Source organism: Bradyrhizobium sp. Mp27, from assembly GCF_029953005.1.
Lineage (GTDB): Bacteria > Pseudomonadota > Alphaproteobacteria > Rhizobiales > Xanthobacteraceae > Bradyrhizobium > Bradyrhizobium barranii.
Window position 1 is genome coordinate 1 of record NZ_JASAUS010000066.1, and the last position, 23,973, is coordinate 23,973.

Below are 23,973 nucleotides of genomic sequence, written 5' to 3' on the forward strand. Positions count from 1 at the left end.
ACAACCATAGACCCCATCAGGCCTTGGCAGGACAAACTCCCAAGGCCTTCGCCGCTACCAAGACCACCGCGATCCAATCAGCGAATTAGTGAACATCGACAGCAATGACGGCAGCACCAACTATCGCCGCTCGCAAAATTCCCCGACCCCCGCCGCGACGGCGCCCGCAATCAACTCCTGCCGCTCCGACGAGTTCATCTCCATTTCCTCGTCGCGGTTGATGATCGAGCCGGCTTCGAGCAGCACTGCCGCGCTTCTCGTTCGCGACAGCACGACGAGCCCGTCATAGCGGTAGACGCCGACATCCTTGTCGACCAGCTGGCGCCGGTAGCGGCCCATCACCGGCAGGGTGTATTGGCTGGCATAGTGCAGGCCCTGCTCCTTCAACTGCCTGCCGATCATCCGGGCCAGCCTCAGGCTGGTGGTGAAGTGCGGATTGCGCGCGGACACGAACAGCGAGTGACCGGAAAAACGGTCGCTGAAATAGCTCTTTGCGCCGTCGAATTCCCAGGTCTCGAGCAGCTTGTCCGGCACCGAATCGTGATGGATCGAGAGGAAGAGATCGGCCCGGCCGTCACTCGCGGCACCGACGCGCTTGAACAGGCTCGGCCGCGCCTTGCCGTCGGTGACGAGCAACCGGGTTGCGGTAAAGCCTTCGGATTTGAGTTTTGCCGTGACCAGCCTTGCCAGCCGGAAGTTGAAGCCGAACTCCGGATCATTGCGCGCGCTGAGCGCGCCGTAGGAGTCCGGGGTGTGCCCGACGTCGACGACGATCCGGAATTTTCGCGGCTCGCATTTCTCCGGTGCGGGCGCAGGCCTGGGCTTCGCTTTCGCAAGCTTCCGAGCCGGGGCAGCACGACCCGCGTCGATCGACGGAAGCAACAGTGCGACCAGCGACACGAGGAGAATTGCGACGATGCCCCGCCCCAACGACAAGTCCTACTCCGCTGCTGCGATCAGATCGGGCAGCTCGGACATAGCGTCCGCCGGGCCTGAGCCGGACTCGGTCAGGAACTTATTGTCCTCGGCGCGGAGCATCGCGGATCCTCCCGATTTGTCTTTCGGGAAGATTGGCGCGGACGCGGGAAGACGTCAACGCAAGAACGGCTTCGTGGGGTGGGTTGGCACGGCGTAACAGCCGTCTTTATCGCGGGTCGAAGGGGGGCGGATCATAGGGCTCCTATCCGCCCCCGTCGCAATTACCTGACGGTGACGGCGACTGTATATACCTTGCCATTATCCGGGTCGGTGGGGTCCGCCGTCACGCGCCGATACGTGAAGGAGTCTTCACCGACGTACCCCTTCTTGGATTGGTACACCACGCTGGTCAGCCGCACGGTCTTGGCCTCTCCGCTTCTCAATTTGCGTTGCCCGGTGCTCGCTCGCGTCGTCACGGCGCCGCTCTTCGGCGGAGTCACGATTTCAATGCTGACGGGCCAGACCTTGCCACTGGCGTCGACGCGCCAGTGTCCTCCGCATTTGCAGATTTCCTTCGCTTCGCCCGATTTAACGACGAGCGACGTGTTCCCCCCGCCCGCATGTGCGCCACAGAGGATTCCGAAGAACAGGACGAGCCCCGCGGTGATTTTGATCAAGAAGGCCGTCGGTAGGCGTACCTGGTAGGTTGTCATTCCAAAAGTCTCCAATGAAAAAATCTTAGAGTTATTGTATGGGATCGTTCCGGCTGGCGAGGCCGATGCATTCGGACCTGGCTATCTCAATGTCCTCGCGACTCGAAATCCAACGTTGCTCACGCGTCCTTCGGACTGCACGCCATATCGGCTCCCCGCTTCGACTGCATCCGCCTTGCTGACCCAGGACCCTCCCCTGAGAACACGCTGCTCGCATCGGCCTTTCAGCCAAGGACTCCCGTCCACAGGCGCGCCCTCATAAGTGTCGTTGACGCAATCCTCGACCCATTCCCAGATATTGCCGTGCACCTGATAGAGGCCCCACGGATTCGGCTGGAAGGAATCGACAGGAGCCGTCTTTTGCCCGGAGGCACCCTTTGCATTCTTGTCCTGGCTGGCCTTGTCATCGTAGTTGGCCTGCCCCCGAGACACCGAGGCTCCCCACCAGAACGATGACGTCGTTCCCGCTCGCGTCACATATTCCCGCTCGGCTTCACTCAGGAGGCGGTACGTCTTGCCGGTGCGGGCCGACAACCAGGCTGCATAGCTCTTGGCATCCGACCAGGAAATGTTGATCGCCGGTCGTCTCCCGCGGCCCCAACCGTTGTCCCAGGGCTTGTACCCATTGCATCCCCCATCGGCGACGCAGGCGTCCCATTCCGCAAACGTGACAGCGTAACGGCCAACCGCGAATGAATGGGCGAACGTCACCTTGTGGCGAGACGATTCCGTGGTGCGCTTCGATGCACTCTCCGACACCCCCATCATGAAGACGCCCGGCGGGACCACGACCATCTCCGGACACTTTTCACATTCCTTGAAGCTGGCCCTCTGCTTCAGAGCCGCCTCTTCCGAATCGGACAACACCTTGATGCCGAGCGCAATCGATCCTTCGCGCTGCGGGGTCACGTCTACGGCTGGGAGCGTGGCATTGGTGGAAGCCAACTGCGTCCCTTGGAGTGCCTTGAGCCGCTCGCGAACCTCTGCCGACCGCGAGCTTTCGGGAAATTTGCTCAGAAATTCTTCGAACATGGCCGGCGACCGGCCGTCCTTTATCGCGTTCCAGACGATCTCATCGGTTGCAAGCGCGGGCGGAGGAGGTGCCGCTGCCGCCGCACGCTCCTTCTTCAGCTCGTCACGACGCGACAGTGCGGCGGCGACGTGCGAACTGCTGGAATATTTTGCGGAATACTCCTCGAAGATCGCGGGGTCGTGCGACTCCTTGATCGCGTTCCAGACGATCTCATCTGCAGGCGGAGGTGGCGGCGCTTGAGCAGCGGCGATCTCCTTCCGCAGGTCGTCCCCGCGCTGTCGTGCGGCTGCGATGTGCGGGCTCGCCGCATATTTACTCACGAATTCATCGAAGATCGCGGGATCGCGCGATCCCTTGATCGCGGCCCAGACGATGTCCTCGGCGGCGGGAGGTGGCGGAGCTTGCGTGGCGGCAATCTGCTTTTTCAGCTCATCCCTGCGCCTCTGGGCGTCCGCCAGATGCGGGCTTGCCGGAAACTTGCTGGCGAAATCATCGAAGATTGCCGGATACGTCGAGCCTTTGATGGCATCCCAGACGACCTCGTCGGCGGTCGGAGGCGGTGGAACGCGGGCGGCAGCGGCGGCGATCTGCTTTTGCAGCTCGTCGGCACGCGATTGCGCCTCGGCTCGATGCTTGCTGGAGGGAAACTTACTGAGGAAATCATCGAAGATCGCGGGATAGTTCGAATCCCTGATCGCCGTCCAGACGATTTCGTCGGCGGTCGGCGGCGGGGGTATGCGCGCGGCAGCCGCAGCTTGCGCCTGCTTGAGCTCATCACGCCGTGATTCGGCCGCCTTCAGATGTGGCGTCGTCGGAAACTTCGCGATGAACTCCTCGAACACGGCCGGATAGGTCGAATCCTTCACGGCGTTCCAAACGATGTCATCCGTCGTTGGCGGTGGCGGCAGTTTCGGTGCATCGACGATCGAGATGACAGAGCCGCCCAGTGATCCATAGACGAACGGCTCCTGGTGACGATTGGTGACCTTCAGCACTTCGTCGCGAACTCGGCCGAATGCAATCCTCAAGTCCAAGCCGGGAGCGGCGATGTTGTGCAGCAGCGCGGCCGTGAAGGGACTGTTTTTGGCATCGCCGTCCAACGCAACCGATCCGGCCTTGGCCGCGAAGGCAATCAGCGTATCGGATATCGCGGGCTCGACCTTCGCCAACCCGCGACCGATCGATCGGGACGCTATGGTTCGCTTCATGGTCTTCAAGAACGGGTTGTCCCGGCACGCATCCAGGATGACGAGGCGAAGCCGCTTGGTGGGCTCGATCGATTTCAGAATGCGATCGAGGGAAATAGCCTCATCCTCGATGTCGAAATCGCGGGACAACTTCGCGTCGACGGGGATGACGTAGTTTGCACCATCGACCTCGATGCCGTGGCCGGCGAAATAGACGACGGCCACATTGGCATCGCTTGCCATCTCGGCGAAATCGCTGATTGCGCGCCGCATGTCTGAAATCCCGAGATCACGGCGGGCATCGACCGCGGAAAATCCTGCAGATCTGAACAGGGAGGCAATCTCGGCGGCGTCATTCCGGGGATTCGGAAGGCTCGGGACATTCCGGTACGACGAATTGCCAATCACCAGAGCGACGCGCTTTTCGGCCAACGCCTGACCTGCGAACCCGCAAAAAACGAGCGCAAGAATGGTAGCCGCCACCCAGCGCATAATTCCCCCCAAATCGCCCTTTGCGAGTATATCGCTGGTTGTAGCCCCTGCAAGCAGCACCACGAGCCCACATCATTCGACGGGGGCAATACCAAGTCCGTGATTCAGGTCACTGAGCGATTGGCGACGGTGGCGACTTAAACCGGCCTTTCCCCCTTCACCGTCACGCGCGTGCCCGAGCGCGTATGCGGCCAGTAGTCCCACATTGCGCGGTGCTGGGTGCAGCGGTTGTCCCAGAACGCGATGGCGTTCTCGGTCCAGCGGAAGCGACACTGGAACAGCGGGTTCTCGGCGTGCTGGTAGAGATAGGCGAGCATCGCGTCGCTCTCGTCGCGCGGGATGCCGTTGATGTGGCGGGTGAAGCCGCGATTGACGTAGAGCGCCTTGCTGCCCGTGACCGGGTGCGTGCGCACCACCGGATGCTCGGCGCTCGGATAGGACGGACGATCGGCGACGCCGTAATTGGCGTAAAGCCCGCGATAGATCGGCTCGCCGTCGTGCAGCGCGGTCAGCCCGTCGAGATAGGCCTTCATCCGGTCCGACAGCGCCTCATAGGCCGCGTACATGTTGGCGAACAGCGTGTCGCCGCCGCGCGGCGGGCACTGCTTGATGTAGAGGATCGAGCCCATCGGCGGCTCGAGATCGCAGGACACGTCCGAATGCCAGCCCTCGCCGTTCGCTCGCGGCGAGTTCTTGTCGGCGTAGATCTTCATCAGCGCGGGATCTTCGTCCTCGTGCGGCGCGGCGGGATGGAAATGCAGCTCGCCGAACTTGCGGCCGAACGCGAGATGCTGTTTTGGCGTGATCTCTTGATCGCGGAAGAAGATGACGAGGTTTTCGGCGAGCGCGCGGTGGATCTCGTCCATCTGCCGGTTGGAGCGGGCATCGCCGGACACGAGCTTGCCGATGTCGACACCGGAGATTTCTGCACCGATGATGGGGGTGAGCTTTTCGACCGCGATGGTCTCGTAAGCAGCGCCTTCCTCAGCCGTGTGGCGATAGCGCGGACCTTGCTTGCCGGATAGCGAGCTCATGGGTGTTGCTCCCGATCATTCTTGATTGGGAGCCATCGTAGCCCGGATGGAGCGAAGCGCAATCCGGGAACGGTCGTTGGTGGGCTGCGCCCCCGGATTTCGCTGCGCTCCATCCGGGCTACGACCGCGCAAAAAATAAGGCGGGTTACGCTTCGCGAACCCGCCTTACGATTCCAATGTTTGGGAGAGGCCTACTCCGCCGCGGTTACCGGGACCCTGGCGCCCTGGCCGTAGCGCTGCTCGATGTAGTCGATCACCAGCGCCTTGAAGTCGGCGGAGATCGTGGGCCCACGCAGCGTGCGGAACTTCTTGCCGTCGACGAAGACAGGCGCGGCCGGCGCTTCGCCGGTGCCGGGCAGCGAGATGCCGATATTGGCGTGCTTGGATTCGCCGGGGCCGTTGACGATGCAGCCCATCACCGCGACGTTGAGCTCTTCGACGCCGGGATATTTCGTCTTCCAGCTCGGCATCTCGTCGCGGATGAAGTCCTGGATCGAGCGCGCCAGCTCCTGGAACGTGGTCGAGGTGGTGCGGCCGCAGCCGGGGCATGCCGCGACCAGCGGCACGAAGGTGCGGAAGCCCATGGTCTGCAGGAGCTCCTGGCCGACCTGCACCTCGCGGGTGCGGTCACCGCCGGGCTCGGGCGTCAGCGAGATGCGGATGGTGTCGCCGATACCCTGCTGCAAGAGGATGCCGAGCGCAGCCGAGGACGCGACGATGCCCTTCGAGCCCATGCCGGCTTCGGTCAGGCCGAGATGAATCGCGTAGTCGGAACGGCTGGCGAGATCCTGATAGACCGCGATCAGATCCTGCACCGCCGACACCTTGGCGGACAGGATGATGCGATCCTTGGGCATGCCGAGCTCTTCGGCGCGCGCGGCCGAGAGCAGCGCGGACTGCACCATCGCCTCGCGCGTCACCGCGCGCACATCGCGCGGATTGGCGGACGCGGCGTTCTCGTCCATCAGCTTGGTCAGCAGTTCCTGGTCGAGCGAGCCCCAATTGGCGCCGATGCGGACCGGCTTGCCGTTCTTGTTCGCGATCTCGATGATGTCGGCGAACTGGGTGTCGCGCTTGTCCTTGAAGCCGACATTGCCGGGATTGATGCGATATTTGGCGAGCGCTTCGGCGCAGGCCGGATAGGCCGCGAGCAGCTTGTGGCCGATATAGTGGAAGTCGCCGATCAAGGGCGTCGTGATGCCACGCTTGGCCAGGCCATCGCGGATATGCGGAACGGCAGCAGCGGCCTCCTCGCGGTCCACGGTGATGCGGACCATTTCGGAGCCGGCGCGCGCGAGCGCTGCGACCTGGGCGATGGTGCCGTCGATGTCGGCGGTGTCGGTGTTGGTCATCGACTGCACGACGATCGGCGCACCGCCGCCAACGGCAACGTCGCCGACCTTGACCTGGGTGGTCCGGTGCCGGGGCGCCGGGCCCGCGATGTCGGAATCGAGAGGGTTTTCGAGCTTGTTCATGGGGTCCAAATATCAGGTTTTGGTGACGTTGAGCAATGCATCGCGCGGCGCCGCAGCCGTTGAGCTGGGACGGTTAACCAGAAAAAGCCCAGCAATTACAAGGATCGCAGCGGCCCCGAATGTCAGGCTCAAGGTGTCGTGCATGATGAAATAGCTACCCACCACGCCAAACAAAGGGGTGATGAAGGTAAAAGCCGACAATTTGCTGGCCGAATAGGTCTTCACCAGCGCGAACCAAAGCGTGAACGTGGTTCCGACCACCCAGATCGCCTGGAAGGCCCTCAGGCCGAGCGACAGCGGCGACGGGGTCTGGGTGATGGTCTCCCCGAACAGCCAGGCGGCGGTGCCCAGGATCGGGATCGAGGTCGCGACTTGATAGCCGAGTGCCTTTTCCGGCGCCGCGAAGCGCAGCCTTGTGCCCTTGGCGACCAGCGTGGTCGCCGCCCACAGCCCTGCGCCGGCCACGATCAGGAGGTCGCCGAGCAGGATGTGCGAATCCACATTGGGCTGCGGCACGCCGATCGCGAGCGCAACTCCGGCAAAGCTCACAGCCAGCCCCAGCCATTGGGTGCCGCCGAGCCGCTCGCCGAGCACCTGGTAGGACCCGAGCGCGACGAAGAACGGCGCCGTGTAGAGGAACACCACCGCGCGCGAGGCCGAGGTCAGGCGCAGGCCCTGGAAGATCAGCACGAACTCGACGCCGAACATCAGCCCGGCGACCAGGCCGGCCTTCCACGTGCCATCGCGCTCGAAGAATTTGACGCCGCGCAAGCTGCCTATAATGAACAGCACGGGCAACGCACCCATCGAGCGGATCATCGCCTGGAGCATCGGCGGCACCTCCGGCAGCACCAGCTTCACCGCGATCTGATTGAAACCCCAGGTCAGGCACAGCATGAGCATCAGGGCGATGGCGCCGGCACTGAGGGGGCGACCGGCGGACGGTATGGCTTGTGGTGAGGACATTTCTTCCCGAATACCGGCTAGCGCCGTTGTTGCTTTATGCAGCTTTCTGACAATGGGCGCAGACACCCGTGATCTCCACCACGGACAGTTTGGGCGCGAAGCCCGAGCTGCGCGCCGCGGCATTGAGGTCCTTGGCGAAGGACGCCGACGGGATCTCGCCGACCAGGCCGCAGCGCTCGCAGATCAGGAACGCCACCGCCGAGGTCGCGTCGTGGTCGTGAGCGGCGCAGGCGAGATAGGCGTTGCGGCTTTCGATGCGGTGCACGAGGCCGTTGGCCATCAGGAAATCGAGCGCACGGTAGACCGTGATCGGCGCCGGCCGCGGCATCGACTTTGCCAATTCGTCGATGATCTCATAGGCGCCGAGCGGCCGGTGGCTGGAGAGCAGCGCCCCCAGCACCTGGCGGCGGATCGGCGTGAATTTCTGCGCGCGAGCCTCGCAAACCGTCTCGGCGTGCGCCAGCGCGTCCGCGGTGCAGCGGCCGTGATCGTGGTCAGGCGTCGGAAATGCCGGCTTTGCGAGGGTCATGTGGCCTGCCTTCTAGCATTTCGGCCGTGGAACCCAAAGCGCGACCGGGAATGCGCCTGTCAGCCATGCTCTTGCTGCGGGACAGCGTCCCGCTAATCCGCCACGAAATAATCATAAGCTTGCTTATTATAGTCAAGCTCATTGGAGACAACGTTATGACCCGCGGGTCCGTCGACCAGAACTTCCTGTTCACGCTCGGTGAACTCTACCGCCTCCTGCGGGTCTATGCCGACAAGGAGGCATCGCGCTTCGGCATCACCCGCGCGCAATGGGCAGTCCTGGCCAAGGTCGAGCGCAGCGAGGGCATGAAGCAGTCGGAACTCGCCGAGTTGCTAGAGATGCAGCCGATCACGCTGACGCGCCTGATCGACAAGCTCTGCGACAGCGACTGGATCGAGCGCCGCAGCGACGCCTCGGACCGCCGCGTCAAGCGCCTCTACCTCAAGAAGGCCGGCCGTGCGCTGCTCGGCAAGATGAGCGGCCTGAAATCGGAACTCACGGCGAACGCACTCGACGGCATCAGCCCGGCGGACGCCCACCGCCTCCTCACCCAACTCGAATCCATCAAGGAAAACGTGCGTAACGCGATCCAGACATCCGGCGCGGAACAAGCGCGTAAGGAGCAGCGCTATGGCTGATCAGGTCCTCAAGTTCCAGCCCGAGCAAAAGAGCGACAGCGGCAAGCCCACCAAGAAAGCCGGCACCGATCCGCGCCGCCGCCTGGTGGCGGGCCTGCGCCGCTATCGCCGCTTCCTGCTCCTGGTCGTGCTGCCGCTCGTCGTCGCCGTCGGCGGCCTCACCTTCTATCTGAACGGCGGCCGCTATGTCGGCACCGACGATGCCTATGTCGGCGCACAGAAGGTCCTGGTGACGCCCGACATCTCCGGCAAGATCCAGAAGGTCGTCGTGAGGGAAGGCCAGATCGTCAAGCAAGGCGACGAGCTGTTCGAGATCGATCCCGTGCCGTTCCGCCTCGCGGTGGACGAGGCCAGGGCGCAGCTGATGCAGGCGCAGTCGACCTATGACAACCTCCGCGCCAACATCAAGATCTACGGCGACATGCTCAACCTCGCGCAACAGGGCGTCGACCTGAAGCAGCGCGACGTCGAGCGCAAGCAGGCGCTGGTGAAGAACAGCTACGGCTCGCAGCTCGACCTCGACAATGCGGCGAACGCCCTGGTCACGTCAGGTTCGATCGCGCAATACGTCAAGCAGCAGATCTCGACGGCCAAGACGCAGCTGCTCGGCGACACCGACCTGCCGCTGGAGAAATTCCCGCCTTACGCGCAGGCCAAGTCCAAGCTCGAGAACGCCGAGCGCAATCTCGACCACGCCGTGGTGCGGGCGTCGATGAGCGGCGTTGCGACGCAGGTCGAGCAGATTCAGCTCGGCCGCTACGTCACCGCCGGCACGCCGGTGTTCTCCATCATCGACGTCGCCCACCCCTGGGTCGACGCCAATCCGAAGGAGAGCGACCTCACCTATGTCACCGAGGGACAGCCTGTGACCCTCGAGGTCGACGCGTTCCCGAACCACGTCTTCAAGGGCAAGATCGGCTCGCTTTCGCCCGGCACCGGCGCGCAATTCGCGATCCTGCCGCCGCAGAACGCCACCGGCAATTTCGTCAAGGTGGTGCAGCGCGTGCCGATCAGGATCTATTTCGACGAGACCGACAAATACGTGCGGAAGCTGAAGGCCGGCATGAGCGTCTACGCCACCATCGACACCGGCCACAAGCGCTCGCTCGCCGGCCTGTTCGGATTGTCGGCGACGGCGAACCAAGACAAAGATTGAGACAAGGACTGATCCGATGTCCGGCCCCAATGCCAGCCTGATGGTTCCCGGCCTGCGCCGGAACATGGTGACGATCTGCGCCATGACCGCGACCATCATGCAGGCGCTGGACACCACCATCGCCAACGTCGCCTTGCCTTACATGCAGGGCACGCTGTCGGCCTCGCAGGACCAGATCAACTGGGTTCTGACCTCCTACATCGTCGCCGCCGCGATCATGACGGCGCCGGTGGGCTGGATCGCCAACCGCTTCGGCCGCAAGCGCATCTTCATCATCTGCGCCGCCGGCTTCACCTTCGCGTCCGTGCTGTGCGGGCTGGCGCAGGACATCAACCAGATGGTGCTGTTCCGCCTGCTGCAGGGCGTGTTCGGCGCAGCCCTGGTGCCGCTGTCGCAATCGGTCATGCTCGACTATTACACGCTCCAGGAGCGCGCCAAGGCGATGTCGATCTGGGGCATGGGCGTGATGATGGGCCCGATCATGGGGCCCTCCCTCGGTGCCTGGCTGACCGAGACCTATTCCTGGCACTGGGTGTTCTTCGTCAATTTGCCGTTCGGCGTGATCACCGTGCTCGGGCTGATCATCTTCATGGACGAGACCAGGAAGGATATCAGCCTCAAATTCGACTGGTTCGGCTTTGCCGCGCTGGCGGTCGCGATCGGCTCGCTTCAACTCGCGCTGGACAGGGGCGAGCAATTGGGCTGGCTCGAATCCAATGAGATCATCGCGGAATTCATCGTCTCGGCCGTCGCCTTCTATTTCTTCCTCGCGCACTCCTTCACGACCTCGACGCCGTTCATCCGTTTCGCGCTGTTCAAGGATCGCAATTTCGTCACCGGCTGCATGTTCATGGTCGTGATGGGGCTCGTGCTGTTCTCGACCATGGCACTGGCCTCGCCCTACATGCAGAACGTGATCGGCTATCCCATCATTACCGCCGGCCTGCTGCTGGCGAGCCGCGGCTTCGGCACCTTCTTCGCCATGATGCTGGTCGGCCGCATGATGCGCTATATCGAGGCGCGCACGCTGATCATCACGGGCCTGACGCTGACCGCGGGCTCGCTGTTCCAGATGACCGGGTGGACCGACCTGACCCAGGTGCCGGAGATCGTCACCGTCAGCGTCATCCAGGGCTTTGGCTTCGGCCTCGTCTTCGTGCCGCTCTCGACGGTGGCGTTCCTGACCTTGTCGAACGAGCTGCGGACCGACGGCACCGCGATGCTGACCCTGATGCGCAACGTCGCGAGCTCGGTCGGCATCTCCGTCGTCATCGCCGAGCTGACGCAGGGAACGCGGCGGACCTACGCGATCCTGTCCGAGTATATCAACCCGTTCAACCACGCGCTCCAGATGCCCAGCGTCAGCGGCATGATCAATCTCTCCACCGACGCCGGCCGCGCCATGGCCGACAGGATGGTCAGCGTGCAGGCGCAGATCATCGCCTTCGCACACGACTATATGCTGGTGATGATCTTCATCCTCTGCACCATCCCGCTCGCCTTGCTGATCGGCTCGACCAAGGCCACGCTGCGCAAGCAGGCCGCCGGGCCGGAACATGCGGTGATGGAGTAAGTCTCGTGCCCCGGACGCAGCGCAGCGCTTCTTCAGCGGTGCGCTGCAGAGCCGGGGCCCATGTTCACGGCAAACTGGGTCCCGGTTCTGCGGCGCAGCGTTACACGCTGCACCGCGCCCGGGACACGAGAGCTTCTACAACAATTCCTCACAGCCCAGATCGTCCACCGCCATCATCACCCGCTCCAGATTATTCCACCAGATCAACGGGGGGAGTTTGATGCTCCACTGCCAGACCGGCTTGGTGATGTGCCAGAGCACCGACAGACGATAATCCTGATCGAGCGCGCCGCGCGTGTAGCTGCTGACGCCGTTGGCTATCAGCGTCTCGTGATAACGATTGAGCAGCGCCCGCTCGAGTGCCTGCCTGCGATCTGGATACCATTGCATCGCCATCATGTAGGCGAGGTCGGTGGTAGGCACATTGATGCCCCAGAGGTCGAAATCGAAGATGCGCACGCTATCCGCGACGCTGGCGCGCGGAAGCAGAAAATTCCAGGTATGCGCGTCGCCGTGAGTGATCGTAGCGTGGCGGCGAGAGTGGTAACGCTGGGATAGCCGGGCCGACTGATCGATGAGGCGGCGGTAGAGGACGCGGCGCTCTTCGCTGAGGCGGTCGCCGAGCAGGTCGGCGAAGCGATCGTAATGGCCGGCGAAGGTCTCCATGTGGCTTGCGCTGTCCTCAGCGCTCGCCCAGGTGCCGACGGTCTCGCCGAGACCGGGATGGTCCCACCACGCTGCATGCATGCGGGCCAGCGTGGTGACGATCGCCATCGCCTGCGCGCGCGAGGGCGGCAGCGGCCATTGCGTCGCGATCTCATGGCTGTCGGTGAGGTCCTCGAGCAGTAGATGCCAGGTCTGACTTTCTTCGTCGAAATGACCGTCGAAACAGCGCGGCACGAGCCCCGGCGGCATCTGCGGGGCAAGCTTCGTGTAGAAGGTCACTTCGTGCCGGCCGCCATTGCAAGCGTCTTCGCGAAGGCGGAATGCGCGGTCTTCAGGATCAGGGATTGCGGCGCACCAGCAGACTCGCCGACATAGCGCAAGCCGAGTCGCACGATGTGCGACAGGATCGTGTCACGCTCATGCAGCACCTTCACTTCGCGGACAGCGCCACGATCCAGCGCGCCTGCCTTACGTAGCGCAGCTGTAAGCTGAGCAGGCTCAGTGATCCCCGTCAGTTGCGGATTCGTCATGAAAGCCACGATGCCCCCGTCTCGCGCCATACTGCACGATCACGACCCCACGCACCAGCCGCAGACCTCGCACCCGGCTCAAGCCGCAGCGGTCGAGTCGCGCACGGTGCGGACGACGACGGACCGCAGCGATTCCAGGTTGGCCGCCATGCCCGCGATCGCCTGCCTCACCTCCGTGGCGCGCGCGTCCACCGAGGCGGCGTCGCGGCTGACATTGGCGATCTTGGCCGAGACCTCCTTCGCAGCGGATGCCGATTCGGAAATCGACCGCGCGATCTCCCGCGTTGCGGAGTCCTGCTCTTCCATCGCCGCCGCGACCGAGGTCGCCACGCCGTCGATCTCGACGATGTGGCCTCCCATCGTCTCGACGGCATCGACTGCGGCCTTCGTCGAGGCCTGCACCTCGGCGATCAGGCGCCCGATCTCTTCGGTGGATTTGGCGGTCTGGTCGGACAGGGATTTCACTTCGGCCGCAACCACCGCAAAGCCGCGGCCAGCCTCGCCGGCCCGCGCGGCCTCGATCGTGGCATTGAGGGCCAGGAGGTTGGTCTGGCCGGCGATGCCGCCAATGAGGTCGGAGGCTTCCGCAATCTTCTTCACCGCGCCCGCCAGCGCCTGGATGGTCGAACGCGCCTGCTCGCGGCCCGCGACCGCCGATTTCGTGACCGTGCTGGTCCGTGCCACCTGCGTTGCGATGTCCCGGATCGAGGCGCTCAGTTCTTCGGCCGCGGCCGAGACGGTCTGCGAGCTACCCAGCGCCTGGGTGGACGCCGAGGCCACCGCCTGCGACTCCGCGGACAGCGACCGGGCGATCTCTGAGAGGCTGGAGGCGGCCCGTTCGACGCCCTGGCTTGCCACGCTCGCGGAATCGACCGAGCGGCCGGTCTCGCGCTCGACGGTCTCGGCCATCTGGTGCAGGGCGCCACGCTTGGCCGTCGCGGCCTCCTGCTCCTTCTGCAACTGCTCCTCGCGCAGGCGCGAATTCTCGATCGCCCCCTGCTTGAACACCTGGAGCGCACCCGCCATCGACCCGACCTCGTCCTGCCGGTGCGCGAACGGGATGTCGGCGGCGAGATCGCCGGTCGCGAGCTTCTGCATCGTGTCCGTCATGCGCACGATCGGGCGCACCACGCCAAGCGCGACCCCGAGCAGGCCTGCGGCAATGAAGGCCAGGACGGCCGCGGAGACGCCGAGGAGAATGTAGAGGATCGAGCTGTCGCGTTCGGCGGCCAGCTTCTCCATGTCGGCATTCTGCTTGTTGGCGCTCTCGACGATGCTGTCGATGACGGCGCGGTGCGCAGTATAGGCGCCCTTGAGCTGCGCATAGGCGCGTTCGGCGCCGGGCACGTCCTTGGCTTTGAGGGCCGGCAGGAGCTGGTCGGACAGAAGCTTCCAGAACTTCTGGACCTCGGCGTCGGATTTCGACACCAGCGCCGTCTTCAGATCGGTGGAGAGGCTGGAGGTGGTCCAGAATGCCTTGCGCTCGTCGTAATCCTTGCGGAGCTGGACCAGGCGTTCGCCATGGGCCGACAGCTGGTCCGGCTCGCGCATGGCGAGCGTGGCCTCGAGATAGGCTTCGATCACATATTCGGGCGGCGGCAGGATGTCCGCGATGAGGTCGTTGCCGAGCTTGATGTCGGAATAAAGCGGACCGCCGACCTTGAGCTCGCGCAGGGCGTAAAGGCTGGTCGAGACGACGGCAGTAAAGCCGATGGCGAGAACGATCCCGAATGCAATGACCGCAGAAGAAAGCGAGAGACGAATTTTCATGGAACAATCCAATGGCGCGGGTCGAAATCCGAACGGACCCTAAACAACTGCGGTAAACACGGGATTGCTTCGCGCGGAAATTGTATCCCGCGGACACCGGAAAATTACGGAAACAGGACGTCAATCGGTTGTTTTTGAGTCAGCGAGACCGACTCGGGGCACGAACAGAAACGTCTCAGGCCCGATGAAACGCAGCAACCAGCTCAGTTGCGCTGGATGAGAAGTGCGTGGCGGCTGTCGATATCGCCGCCACGCGTTGCTACCTCACATGTCAAAGAAGACCGTCTCGTCGTCGCCCTGAAGCCGCAGGTCGAGCCGATAGACCGCCTTCCCCGCCTCGCGCGCCGCGATCAGCGTCGCGCGGCGATCGGCCGGCACCAGTCCCAGCACGGGATCGGCGGCATTGCCGGCCTCGTCGCTGAAATAGATGCGGGTGTAGAGATGCCGCAGCATGCCGCGGCCGAACACCGCAAGGACGATGTGCGGCGCCTGTGGCTTGCCGTCGGGATCGGGCACCGCGCCCGGCTTGATGGTGTCGAAGGAATAATTGCCGTCCTTGTCGGTGCCGCAACGGGCAAAGCCGCGGAAGCTCGCATTCGGCAATGCGCGCTTGTCCTGGGGGTCGGCGAAGCGGCCCTGCGCATCCGCCTGCCAGATCTCCAGCATGGCGTCGGGCACCACGACGCCGTCGCCGTCGAACACGCGGCCTTCGATGCGGACGCGATCCCCGGTGACGTCGGGCGTCAGCGTCGAGTTGGTGAACGCGTCGTTCCAGGCGTATTCGCCGGTCGGTGTCAGGCCGTATTTGAAGAACGGACCGACGGTCTGCGATGGGGTAATACCGTTGTCCTGCACTTAAGTGTTCTCCATTGGCGTGGCGTTCTTGCCGCGCAGCACGATGTCAAAGCGGTAGCACAGCGCCCATTCGGGCTGCGTGTTCTCGAGGTCGAATGACGACACCATCCGCGCCCGCGCCTTCTCGTCCGGCACCGAGTTGAAGATCGGGTCGAACGGGAACAGCGGGTCGTTCGGGAAGTACATCTGCGTAACGAGGCGCGTGACGAAGGAATGGCCGAACACCGACAGATGTATATGCGCGGGGCGCCAGGCGTTGTGGTGATTGCCCCAGGGATAGGCGCCAGGCTTGATGGTGACGAAACGGTAGTAGCCGTCGGCATCGCTCACGGTGCGGCCCGCGCCGGTGAAGTTCGGATCGAGCGGCGCCGGGTGCTGGTCGCGGACGTGAACGTAACGTCCGCAGGAATTGGCCTGCCAGATCTCGACCAGCGAATTCGGCACGCCGCGGCCGTCCTCGTCGCGCACATGGCCATGCACGATGATGCGCTCGCCGATCGGCTCGCCGGTATGCTGGGTGGTGAGATCGGCATCGCCCTCGCGCACGGTCTCGTGGCCGTAGACCGGGCCGGTCAATTCCGACAGCGTGTGGCGCATCGGGATCAAGGGCTTGTTCGGCGCGCGCTTGATCGAGCTCTTGTATTCGGGCGACAGCGGCAGCGGATGCGCCTTGTTGCTGTCGACGGGATAGATGAATGTCATTGGCGAACTCCTCCCCGGCCATTTTGCTCCGGCCGGTCAACGCTTCCCCGATCATTATAGAACATAACTAATCTAGGGAAGCGGGTTTGGCAGGCGTCCTGCGCCGGCAGGACCACGCTATTTGATCGGCGGACGCGGCAGCACGGCCTCACCGGCCTCCAGCCGGTAGGTGTGGTCGAGCGAATACCAGGGGGTCGGGACGTCTCGTGCGGTCGGATGCGGCGTGTCGTGGCGCTGGAACTTACCGATCAGTGCCTGCGTCACCCCGAACTGCACGTCGCTGTCGATATGCGGGTCGGCGGGGTCGTAGACCTGCGAGATCAGCACCTTGAATCCGGGCTTGAAGATCAGCGCGTGCAGATGCGCGGGCCGATAGGGATGCCGGCTCTGCGCCTCCAGGAGGCGGCCGACCACGCCGTCGGTCGGGATGGGGTAGCCGACCATCATCACCGAGCGGAAGGCGAAGCGCCCATCCTGGTCAGTCGTGAACTTGCCGCGCAGGTTCATGTCGGCCTGCTCGGGGTCCTGGTTCTCATAGAGCCCGACCGGCGAGGCGTGCCAGACATCGACCTCCGCACCCGTGACGGGACGGCCGTCCCTGTCGACGACGCGGCCGCTGACGAACAGCGGCGCACCCGGCGTTTCCGAGCGGACGATCGAGCCGCCATTCTCGACCCGCGGCGAGTTCAGCCGCCAGAACGGGCCGAGCAGCGACTGATCGGTTTCGGTGTTGCCCTGATCGCCGTTGTTGAGCAGGCACACCAGCGGCGAGACGCCGAGCGAGCCCGCCATGAGCACGACTTCGTTGTGCGTGTCGGTCGTGAGCTTGCCGAGCTCGGCCACGATCGCGGTCACGTCCCGGAACTCCTTCTCGGTCAGGCGGACATCGCGGACGAAGGCGTGCAGATGCTTGACCAGCGAGACCATGATCTGGCGCAGCCGCGGATCGGACGTCCGCTCCATCACCGCCAGTGCCGCGGCCGTGACGTCCTGCTCGCGCTCGATGATCATGGGACGGTCCCCTCACCTTGCGTCATGGCCGGGCTTGTCCCGGCCATCCACGACCTTCTTCTCGCGGCACCAAGAACGTGGATGCCCGGGACAAGCCCGGGCATGACGAGTCTGTGGCACCCGTCTCCGGGATGACGGGCCACTTGGTGGCCCGTCAGTTCAACTTCTCGATCGCAACCGCGACGCCTTGGCCGACGCCGACGCACATGGTGGCCAGCGCCAGCTTGCCGCCGCGCTTTTCCATGCCGTGGACGGCGGTGAGCGCGAGGCGCGCGCCGCTCATGCCGAGGGGATGGCCGAGCGCGATGGCGCCGCCATGCGGATTGACGTAATCGGCGTCGTCGGCAACGCCGAGCTGGCGCATGCAGGCGATGCCTTGCGAGGCGAAGGCCTCGTTGAGCTCGATCAGGTCGAAATCGCTGATCTTCTTGCCGAGGCGCTCCATCAGCTTGCGGGTCGCCGGCACTGGGCCGATGCCCATGATGCGCGGCGGCACGCCGGCCGAGGCGAGGCCGAGGATACGCGCGCGGGGCGTCAGGCCGTGCTTCTTCACCGCGGCCTCGGAGGCGAGGATCATCGCGGCCGCGCCGTCATTGACGCCGGAGGCGTTGCCGGCGGTGACGGTGCCGGGATTGCGCACGATCGGCTTCAGTTTTGCCAGGCCCTCCAGCGTGGTCTCCGGGCGCGGATGCTCGTCCTTGTCGACTGTAATCGGGCCGGCCTTGCCGCCGGGGATGGTGATCGGCGTGATTTCCTCGGCGAAATAACCCGCCGCGATCGCCGCGCCCGCGCGCTGCTGCGAGCGGATCGCGAAGGCGTCCTGGTCGGCGCGCGAGACCTGGAATTCCTCGGCGACGTTCTCGCCGGTCTCCGGCATGGCATCGACGCCATACTGCGCCTTCAACAGCGGATTGATGAAACGCCAGCCGATGGTGGTGTCGAAAATCTCGGCGGAGCGCGAGAAGGCTTCCTGCGCCTTGCCCATCACGAAGGGCGCGCGGGTCATGGATTCGACGCCGCCCGCGATCGCAAGCTCGATCTCGCCGGAGCGGATGGCGCGGCCGGCCGCGCCGACCGCATCGAGGCCGGAGGCGCAGAGCCGGTTCAGGGTCTGGCCGGGAACCGAATCCGGCAGGCCCGCAAGCAGCAGCGCCATGCGCGCGACGTTGCGGTTGTCCTCGCCGGCCTGGTTGGCGCAGCCGAAGAAGACTTCGTCGACCTGTGCCCAGTCGAGATTGGGATGCTTGGCCATCAGCGCCTTGATCGGGGCCGCCGCGAGGTCGTCGGCGCGCACCTTGGCGAGCGAGCCGCCGAAACGGCCGATCGGGGTCCGCACGGCATCGCAGATAAAGACGTCACGCATCGTTGTTCTCCCTGAATGCCGCGGTCCGGCCCAAATTCTTCAATGTCCGCGGAGTTTTAGGAGGGCGCCCGCGGCAGGTCAATTGACGGTTTCGCGCGTGTTCCGAGGGGTGCACACGCTGCCAATGCATGCCGTGCTGCGGACAACGTGGAAAACCTCCCCTCGCCGGCCAAACCGGTAGGAGCAGGAGGCGAAATTTTGTAGGTTGCGCCGCCCATGACAATGCAACAGCCCATCCCCGCGCCAGAACCCGAATCCACGCCCGCACCGCCGGCGGAAGCTGCCGCGCGCGTCACGCCGATGATGGAACAATATCTGGAGATCAAAGCGGCGCATCAGGGCCTGCTGCTGTTCTACCGGATGGGCGACTTTTACGAGCTGTTCTTCGAGGACGCCGAGATCGCGTCGAAAACGCTCGGCATCGTCTTGACCAAGCGCGGCAAGCATCAGGGCGCCGACATCCCGATGTGCGGCGTGCCGGTCGAGCGTTCCGAGGATTATCTGCATCGCCTGATCAGCGCCGGCCACCGGGTCGCCGTGTGCGAGCAGACCGAGGACCCCGCCGCCGCCAAAGCGCGCGGTAACAAGAGCGTGGTGCGTCGTGGCGTGGTGCGGCTGGTCACGCCGGGCACGCTGACCGAGGACACGCTGCTCGATGCGCGCGCCAACAATTATCTGCTGGCGATCGCGCGCGCCCGCGCCTCCGGTGGCGGCGACCGTTTTGGGCTTGCCTGGATCGACATCTCGACCGCCGAATTCACGGTGATGGAATGCTCTAGCGGTGAGCTCGCCGCGACGCTGGCGCGCATCAATCCGAACGAGGCGATCGTCACCGACGCGCTCTACAACGACAGCGAGCTCGGACAGACCTTGCGCGAGCTGCCGGCGGTGACGCCGCTGACCCGCGACGTCTTCGATGGCGCCACCGCGGAAAAACGCCTGTGCGATTATTTCGCCGTCGCGACCATGGACGGGCTGGCGCAACTGACGCGGCTCGAAGCGACCGCCGCAGCCGCCGCCGTCACCTATGTCGACCGCACCCAGGTCGGCAAGCATCCGCCGCTGTCGCCGCCCACGCGCGAGGCCTCGGGCGCGACCATGGCGATCGACCCCGCCACGCGCGCCAATCTCGAGCTGACGCGAACGCTCGCGGGTGAACGGCGCGGCTCGCTGCTCGACGCCATCGACTGCACGGTGACCTCGGCCGGCTCGCGCCTGCTGGCGCAGCGGCTGGCCGCCCCGCTGACGGACGCGCCCGCGATCGCACGGCGGCTCGATGCCGTGAGCGCCTTCGTTGCGGACTCCGCTGCGCGCGAAGACATCCGCAGCATCCTGCGCGGCGCGCCCGACATGTCGCGGGCGCTGGCCCGCCTCTCGGTCGGCCGCGGCGGACCGCGCGACCTCGCCGGTCTGCGCGACGGCATCATCGCCGCCGACCAGGTGCTGACGCGCCTCGGCGAGCTCGACCAGCCGCCGCAGGAAATCGCGGTGGTGATGGCGGCCCTGCAGCGTCCGTCGCGCGAACTCGCCGCTGAATTCGCAAGTGCCCTCGATGACCAGCTGCCGCTGATCAAGCGCGACGGCGGCTTCGTGCGTCAGGGTTACGAGCCCGCGCTCGACGAAACGCGAAGCCTGCGCGACGCCTCGCGTCTCGTGGTCGCCTCGATGCAGGCGCGCTACGCCGATCATACCGGCGTCAAGGGCCTCAAGATCCGCCACAACAACGTGCTCGGCTATTTCGTCGAGGTCACCGCGCAGCACGGCGACAAGCTGATGTCGGCGCCGCTGAACGCGACCTTCATCCATCGCCAGACGCTGGCAGGACAGGTGCGCTTCACCACCTCGGAGCTGGGCGAGATCGAGGCCAAGATCGCCAATGCCGGCGACCGCGCGCTCGGGCTCGAGCTCGAGATCTTCGAGCGGCTGTCCGCGAAGGCGCTTGATATCAGCGACGATCTGCGTGCCGCCGCCCATGCCTTTGCACTGCTCGACGTTGCGACCTCGCTGGCCAAGCTCGCGGTCGACGACAATTATGTGCGGCCGGACGTGGATGAATCCCTCGGCTTCGCGATCGAGGCGGGCCGCCATCCCGTCGTAGAACAGGCGCTCAAGCGCAATGGCGAGCCGTTCATTGCCAATGCCTGCGATCTCTCGCCAACACCGGCGCAAAAATCCGGCCAGCTCTGGCTGCTGACCGGTCCCAACATGGCCGGTAAATCGACCTTCCTGCGCCAGAACGCATTGATTGCGCTGCTGGCGCAGATCGGCAGCTTCGTGCCGGCGACGCGCGCACGGATCGGCATCATCGACCGCCTGTTCTCGCGCGTCGGCGCCGCCGACGACCTCGCGCGCGGCCGCTCCACCTTCATGGTGGAGATGGTCGAGACCGCAGCGATCCTCAATCAGGCCGGCGAGCGCGCGCTCGTGATCCTCGACGAGATCGGCCGCGGCACCGCGACGTTCGACGGCCTCTCCATCGCCTGGGCCGCGATCGAGCATCTGCACGAGAGCAACCGCTGCCGTACGCTGTTCGCCACGCATTATCACGAGCTGACCGCGCTCTCGGCAAAACTGCCGCGAATGTTCAACGCGACGGTGCGGGTGAAGGAATGGCAGGGCAATGTCGTGTTCCTGCACGAGGTGCTGCCGGGCTCCGCCGACCGCTCCTACGGCATCCAGGTCGCCAAGCTCGCCGGCCTGCCGCCGGCCGTGATCACGCGCGCCAAATCGGTGCTGGCGAAGTTGGAGGCGCAAGACCGCGGCCAGACCGCGCGAGCGCTGGTGGACGATCTCCCGCTGTTCGCCGTGCCCTCGCGCGCCGCCGCGGAAGCCGCGCCGCCGAGCGAGGCGGAGCTATTGATGGACGCGGTGAAGGCGCTGCACCCCGACGAGATGTCCCCGCGCGAGGCGCTGGATGCGCTCTATGCGTTGAAGGCCAAGCTGCCGAAGTAGCGCCAGCGAACCTTCCGCGTCCGGCGGTTACTCTGACCGACAAGCCATGAGGCGAGCCGCGACGCCGGGCTGTGTGCTGCAGGCGGAATTGCGACGGCGTGGCCGTGTTCGCCGGCGTACCGGCCGTCAGCGGGCCGCCCTGGCGAACGGCTCGATCAGCTTCAAGGTGGCGGCGAGGCGGATGCTGCGCTTGCCGGCGAGCGCGATCGCTTCCATGTCGGCGCCCTTGTCATCGCAGTGGCCGGAGAAGCCGATGCCTACCTCATAGCCACCGAACAAGGGATGCTCGCTCTTTGCCGCCGTGTGTTCCTGATTGACGAATTCGCCCTTCCAGCGACCGTTCGCCGAAGAATAGGCGCCGAGATAATAGAAGAAGGCATCGCCGCCGAGGATGCGGCCGTCGCGCAGCAACATCACGCCGGTATGGCCACCGGTAATTCCATCCAGCATCCGGATGTCGATCGAATAGAGTCCGCTGACGATGCCGCCCTCGCCGACCGCACCGGGCGGGGGAACATCCTCGTCGCCGAGCGGCGTCATCACGGCGCGAAACACCGAGGCGTCCTCGACCACCTCTCCCTCGAAGCGGTAGAGCTTGCCCTGCGGTCGACCGCGAATACTGATTGTGACGGCGTCGGAACTGACCAGCGACCTGTGCTGCGGCGACCGGCTGTGGCGCTTCGTCCGGAGCCTGGCGACGATTTCGCCATCCACAATCTCGTAGGTGCCGAAGTGGGCGAAGGCCGTGTTGCCGCCAAGCATTTTCCCGGCATGGGCGTACAGCACGCTGCGGCCGGAGCCGTCGTTGATATCGTATTCGACCTTGTACAATCCCTCCACCACACGCCCCGATCTTGCTCTGTTGCCAGTTTAGCGGGTCTGCCAGCCCCGGTAACTAACTATCCTGACGCAGGGCTGAGGTCCCAAGCCTAGCGTACCTCGCCTTACGAAGCGCGGCGCGGCTGATGCATCGGCCTCTTCCGTCGTCCCATCCACCACAGCGTCAGGTTCCAGCCGATGCAGGTGGCGAGTGCGCAACTCAAGCCGATCGCCGAGCCGAACTGCGTGACGCCGACATGCAGCACCGCAATTGCAAGACCGAAACCGAGCAGGCCCCAGGCGGAGTTGGCGAGCACGGCGGCGGTCGGCGGGCCGCCGATGCGCGGATGCAGGATCACCATCATGCTGGTGAAGACGATCGGGTAGAGCGCGATGACGCCGCTCACCCGCGGGCCGACCCAGCCCGAGGTCGAGACCACGATCGCAACCAGCGTCGCGACCAGCGAGGCGCGGAATGGAATGTCGTACCAGCGACGCGTCACCAGCGGCATCTTCACATGGCGGTACCGTGCGAGCAGCGGAATGCAGATGCCGAAGGCGACCAGGTTGACGGCGAGCCCGGCCGTCAAGGTCCAGTCGAACAGGCGGATGATGGAGGCCAGCACGATCCACACCACGACCGCGCTGCCGGCACTCACCAGCAGATTGTTCCGCTGCGCCAGCACGACATAGGTGAGCCCAAGGACGATCGTCGCGGCGTTGACCGGAAGGCTCGACAGCGCGCCCTGCGCGATGAAGGCGGCGTCATGGTCGAGCGCAAGGAAGACGTAGGAAGGACCGGCCGAGATCGGCAAGGTCGCGACCAGTCCGCCGATCACCGGACCGGTGCGCTCGGCAATGAACGACGCGGACACGACGAACGCCGCGGCGATCGCCATGCGCAGGACGAGGAGGATGATGAAGTGGAGCTCGGGGGGCATTTTTGGCTTCTTACCCTGCCCTGAATGGGAGGGTCGGCTCATATGGAGCGTAGCGAAATATGAGACGAGTGGAGAGACCCCACCTCGCTCGCGCTGCGCGCGATCGACCCTCCCCCTCAAGGGGAGGGTCAGGAAGTCACATCCGCTGCATCGACACCGAAACCTTCGGGCCGTTCTTGATGGTCTGGTAGACCACGCAATAGCGCTCGGTGAGTTTGAGCAGCAGATCGAGCTTGTCCTGCGGCGCGTCGGTGTCGACCTCGAAGCGCAGGCGGATCTCGGCGAAGCCGACCGGGGTCTCCTTGTCGACGCCGAGCGTGCCGCGGAAATCGAGATCGCCCTCGGCATAGACGTTGCCGGTCTTCAGCGGAATCTCGATGGCGGTCGCGACCGATTTCAGCGTGACGCCGGCACAGGCGACCAAGGCTTCCAGCAGCATGTCGCCGGAGCAGAGCTCGAGGCCGGAGCCGCCGGTGGCGGGATGCAGACCCGCCATCGCGATGGCGCGGCCGGTCTCGACCTTGCAGGCGATGCCTTCGCTGTCGGTCGAGCCCTTGGCCTTCAGCGTGATCATCGCCGTCTTGGGATCGGTCTTGTAGCGTTCCTTGATCGGGGCCTGCATCTGGCGCAGTGCTGCGGCGTCCATCTTG

General features: G+C 64.8%; 19 protein-coding genes and 1 pseudogene. 4 read left to right on the forward strand and 16 right to left on the reverse strand.

The genetic code is table 11. The annotated features are described in order from the left end of the window. Positions 1 to 120 precede the first annotated feature (120 nt). From QJT78_RS28140 to QJT78_RS28170, 7 genes are all read right to left on the reverse strand, one after another. Positions 121 to 936, reverse strand: a complete 816-nt coding sequence (locus tag QJT78_RS28140) for an N-acetylmuramoyl-L-alanine amidase (protein WP_028149392.1) — start codon at positions 934 to 936, stop codon at positions 121 to 123. A gap of 263 nt (positions 937 to 1,199) precedes the next feature. Beyond that, positions 1,200 to 1,631: a hypothetical protein gene (locus QJT78_RS28145; RefSeq protein WP_028149391.1), complete on the reverse strand. Its 432-nt coding sequence runs from the start codon at positions 1,629 to 1,631 to the stop codon at positions 1,200 to 1,202. An 81-nt stretch (positions 1,632 to 1,712) separates the two neighbouring features. Then, positions 1,713 to 4,343 carry an SUMF1/EgtB/PvdO family nonheme iron enzyme gene (locus QJT78_RS28150; RefSeq protein WP_080586657.1) on the reverse strand — a complete coding sequence of 877 codons (2,631 nt, stop codon included), beginning with the start codon at positions 4,341 to 4,343 and terminating at the stop codon, positions 1,713 to 1,715. A gap of 137 nt (positions 4,344 to 4,480) precedes the next feature. Next, positions 4,481 to 5,377: a TauD/TfdA family dioxygenase gene (locus QJT78_RS28155; RefSeq protein ID WP_028149390.1), complete on the reverse strand. Its 897-nt coding sequence runs from the start codon at positions 5,375 to 5,377 to the stop codon at positions 4,481 to 4,483. Positions 5,378 to 5,568: 191 nt separating this feature from the next. After that, positions 5,569 to 6,852, reverse strand: coding sequence for a flavodoxin-dependent (E)-4-hydroxy-3-methylbut-2-enyl-diphosphate synthase (gene ispG / locus QJT78_RS28160; protein WP_028149389.1), 1,284 nt, complete (start codon positions 6,850 to 6,852; stop codon positions 5,569 to 5,571). 12 nt (positions 6,853 to 6,864) lie between these two features. Next, entirely contained in the window at positions 6,865 to 7,818 is a 954-nt protein-coding gene (locus QJT78_RS28165) for a DMT family transporter (RefSeq protein WP_038943832.1), read from the reverse strand. A 34-nt stretch (positions 7,819 to 7,852) separates the two neighbouring features. Then, positions 7,853 to 8,347, reverse strand: coding sequence for a transcriptional repressor (locus QJT78_RS28170; RefSeq protein ID WP_038943833.1), 495 nt, complete (start codon positions 8,345 to 8,347; stop codon positions 7,853 to 7,855). Positions 8,348 to 8,502: 155 nt separating this feature from the next. Between QJT78_RS28170 and QJT78_RS28175 the strand changes: the two genes are divergently transcribed. The 3 genes from QJT78_RS28175 to QJT78_RS28185 are packed head-to-tail and all read left to right on the forward strand — an operon-like array spanning position 8,503 to position 11,714. Continuing rightward, on the forward strand, positions 8,503 to 8,985 hold the full coding sequence (locus tag QJT78_RS28175; protein ID WP_014491125.1) for a MarR family transcriptional regulator: 483 nt from the start codon (positions 8,503 to 8,505) through the stop codon (positions 8,983 to 8,985). Further along, positions 8,978 to 10,141 (forward strand): HlyD family secretion protein, encoded by a 1,164-nt coding sequence (locus QJT78_RS28180; protein ID WP_028149386.1) that lies wholly within the window; start codon positions 8,978 to 8,980, stop codon positions 10,139 to 10,141. The genes QJT78_RS28175 and QJT78_RS28180 overlap by 8 nt, the downstream gene beginning before the upstream one ends. Positions 10,142 to 10,157: 16 nt before the next feature. After that, positions 10,158 to 11,714: an MDR family MFS transporter gene (locus QJT78_RS28185; RefSeq protein WP_028149385.1), complete on the forward strand. Its 1,557-nt coding sequence runs from the start codon at positions 10,158 to 10,160 to the stop codon at positions 11,712 to 11,714. Between the two features lie 135 nt (positions 11,715 to 11,849). Here the strand turns inward: QJT78_RS28185 and QJT78_RS28190 are convergent. The 6 genes and pseudogenes from QJT78_RS28190 to pcaF all read right to left on the reverse strand — a co-directional run bounded on the left by QJT78_RS28190 (position 11,850) and on the right by pcaF (position 18,611). Continuing rightward, positions 11,850 to 12,940, reverse strand: a pseudogene (locus QJT78_RS28190) (phosphotransferase). 48 nt (positions 12,941 to 12,988) lie between these two features. Then, a complete protein-coding gene (locus tag QJT78_RS28195) occupies positions 12,989 to 14,680 on the reverse strand; it encodes a methyl-accepting chemotaxis protein (RefSeq protein WP_038943834.1) in 1,692 nt (563 codons plus the stop codon). A gap of 264 nt (positions 14,681 to 14,944) precedes the next feature. Further along, complete coding sequence (pcaG, locus tag QJT78_RS28200) at positions 14,945 to 15,535, reverse strand: protocatechuate 3,4-dioxygenase subunit alpha (RefSeq protein WP_028149382.1); 591 nt, start codon at positions 15,533 to 15,535, stop codon at positions 14,945 to 14,947. Continuing rightward, positions 15,536 to 16,237: a protocatechuate 3,4-dioxygenase subunit beta gene (gene pcaH, locus QJT78_RS28205; RefSeq protein ID WP_028149381.1), complete on the reverse strand. Its 702-nt coding sequence runs from the start codon at positions 16,235 to 16,237 to the stop codon at positions 15,536 to 15,538. A 117-nt stretch (positions 16,238 to 16,354) separates the two neighbouring features. Beyond that, entirely contained in the window at positions 16,355 to 17,248 is an 894-nt protein-coding gene (locus QJT78_RS28210; RefSeq protein WP_028149380.1) for a dioxygenase, read from the reverse strand. A 154-nt stretch (positions 17,249 to 17,402) separates the two neighbouring features. Next, positions 17,403 to 18,611, reverse strand: a complete 1,209-nt coding sequence (pcaF, locus tag QJT78_RS28215) for a 3-oxoadipyl-CoA thiolase (RefSeq protein ID WP_028149379.1) — start codon at positions 18,609 to 18,611, stop codon at positions 17,403 to 17,405. Between the two features lie 216 nt (positions 18,612 to 18,827). On the opposite strand from pcaF, the gene mutS reads away from it, so the two are divergent. Next, positions 18,828 to 21,563 carry a DNA mismatch repair protein MutS gene (gene mutS / locus QJT78_RS28220; protein ID WP_028149378.1) on the forward strand — a complete coding sequence of 912 codons (2,736 nt, stop codon included), beginning with the start codon at positions 18,828 to 18,830 and terminating at the stop codon, positions 21,561 to 21,563. A gap of 126 nt (positions 21,564 to 21,689) precedes the next feature. Here mutS and QJT78_RS28225 read toward each other — a convergent pair whose 3' ends face one another. The 3 genes from QJT78_RS28225 to QJT78_RS28235 all read right to left on the reverse strand — a co-directional run bounded on the left by QJT78_RS28225 (position 21,690) and on the right by QJT78_RS28235 (position 23,969). Next, positions 21,690 to 22,406, reverse strand: a complete 717-nt coding sequence (locus tag QJT78_RS28225) for a hypothetical protein (protein WP_028149377.1) — start codon at positions 22,404 to 22,406, stop codon at positions 21,690 to 21,692. Between the two features lie 101 nt (positions 22,407 to 22,507). Beyond that, positions 22,508 to 23,323, reverse strand: a complete 816-nt coding sequence (locus QJT78_RS28230; RefSeq protein WP_028149376.1) for a hypothetical protein — start codon at positions 23,321 to 23,323, stop codon at positions 22,508 to 22,510. A gap of 136 nt (positions 23,324 to 23,459) precedes the next feature. Continuing rightward, positions 23,460 to 23,969, reverse strand: a complete 510-nt coding sequence (locus QJT78_RS28235; protein ID WP_028149375.1) for an OsmC family protein — start codon at positions 23,967 to 23,969, stop codon at positions 23,460 to 23,462. Positions 23,970 to 23,973: the final 4 nt, after the last annotated feature.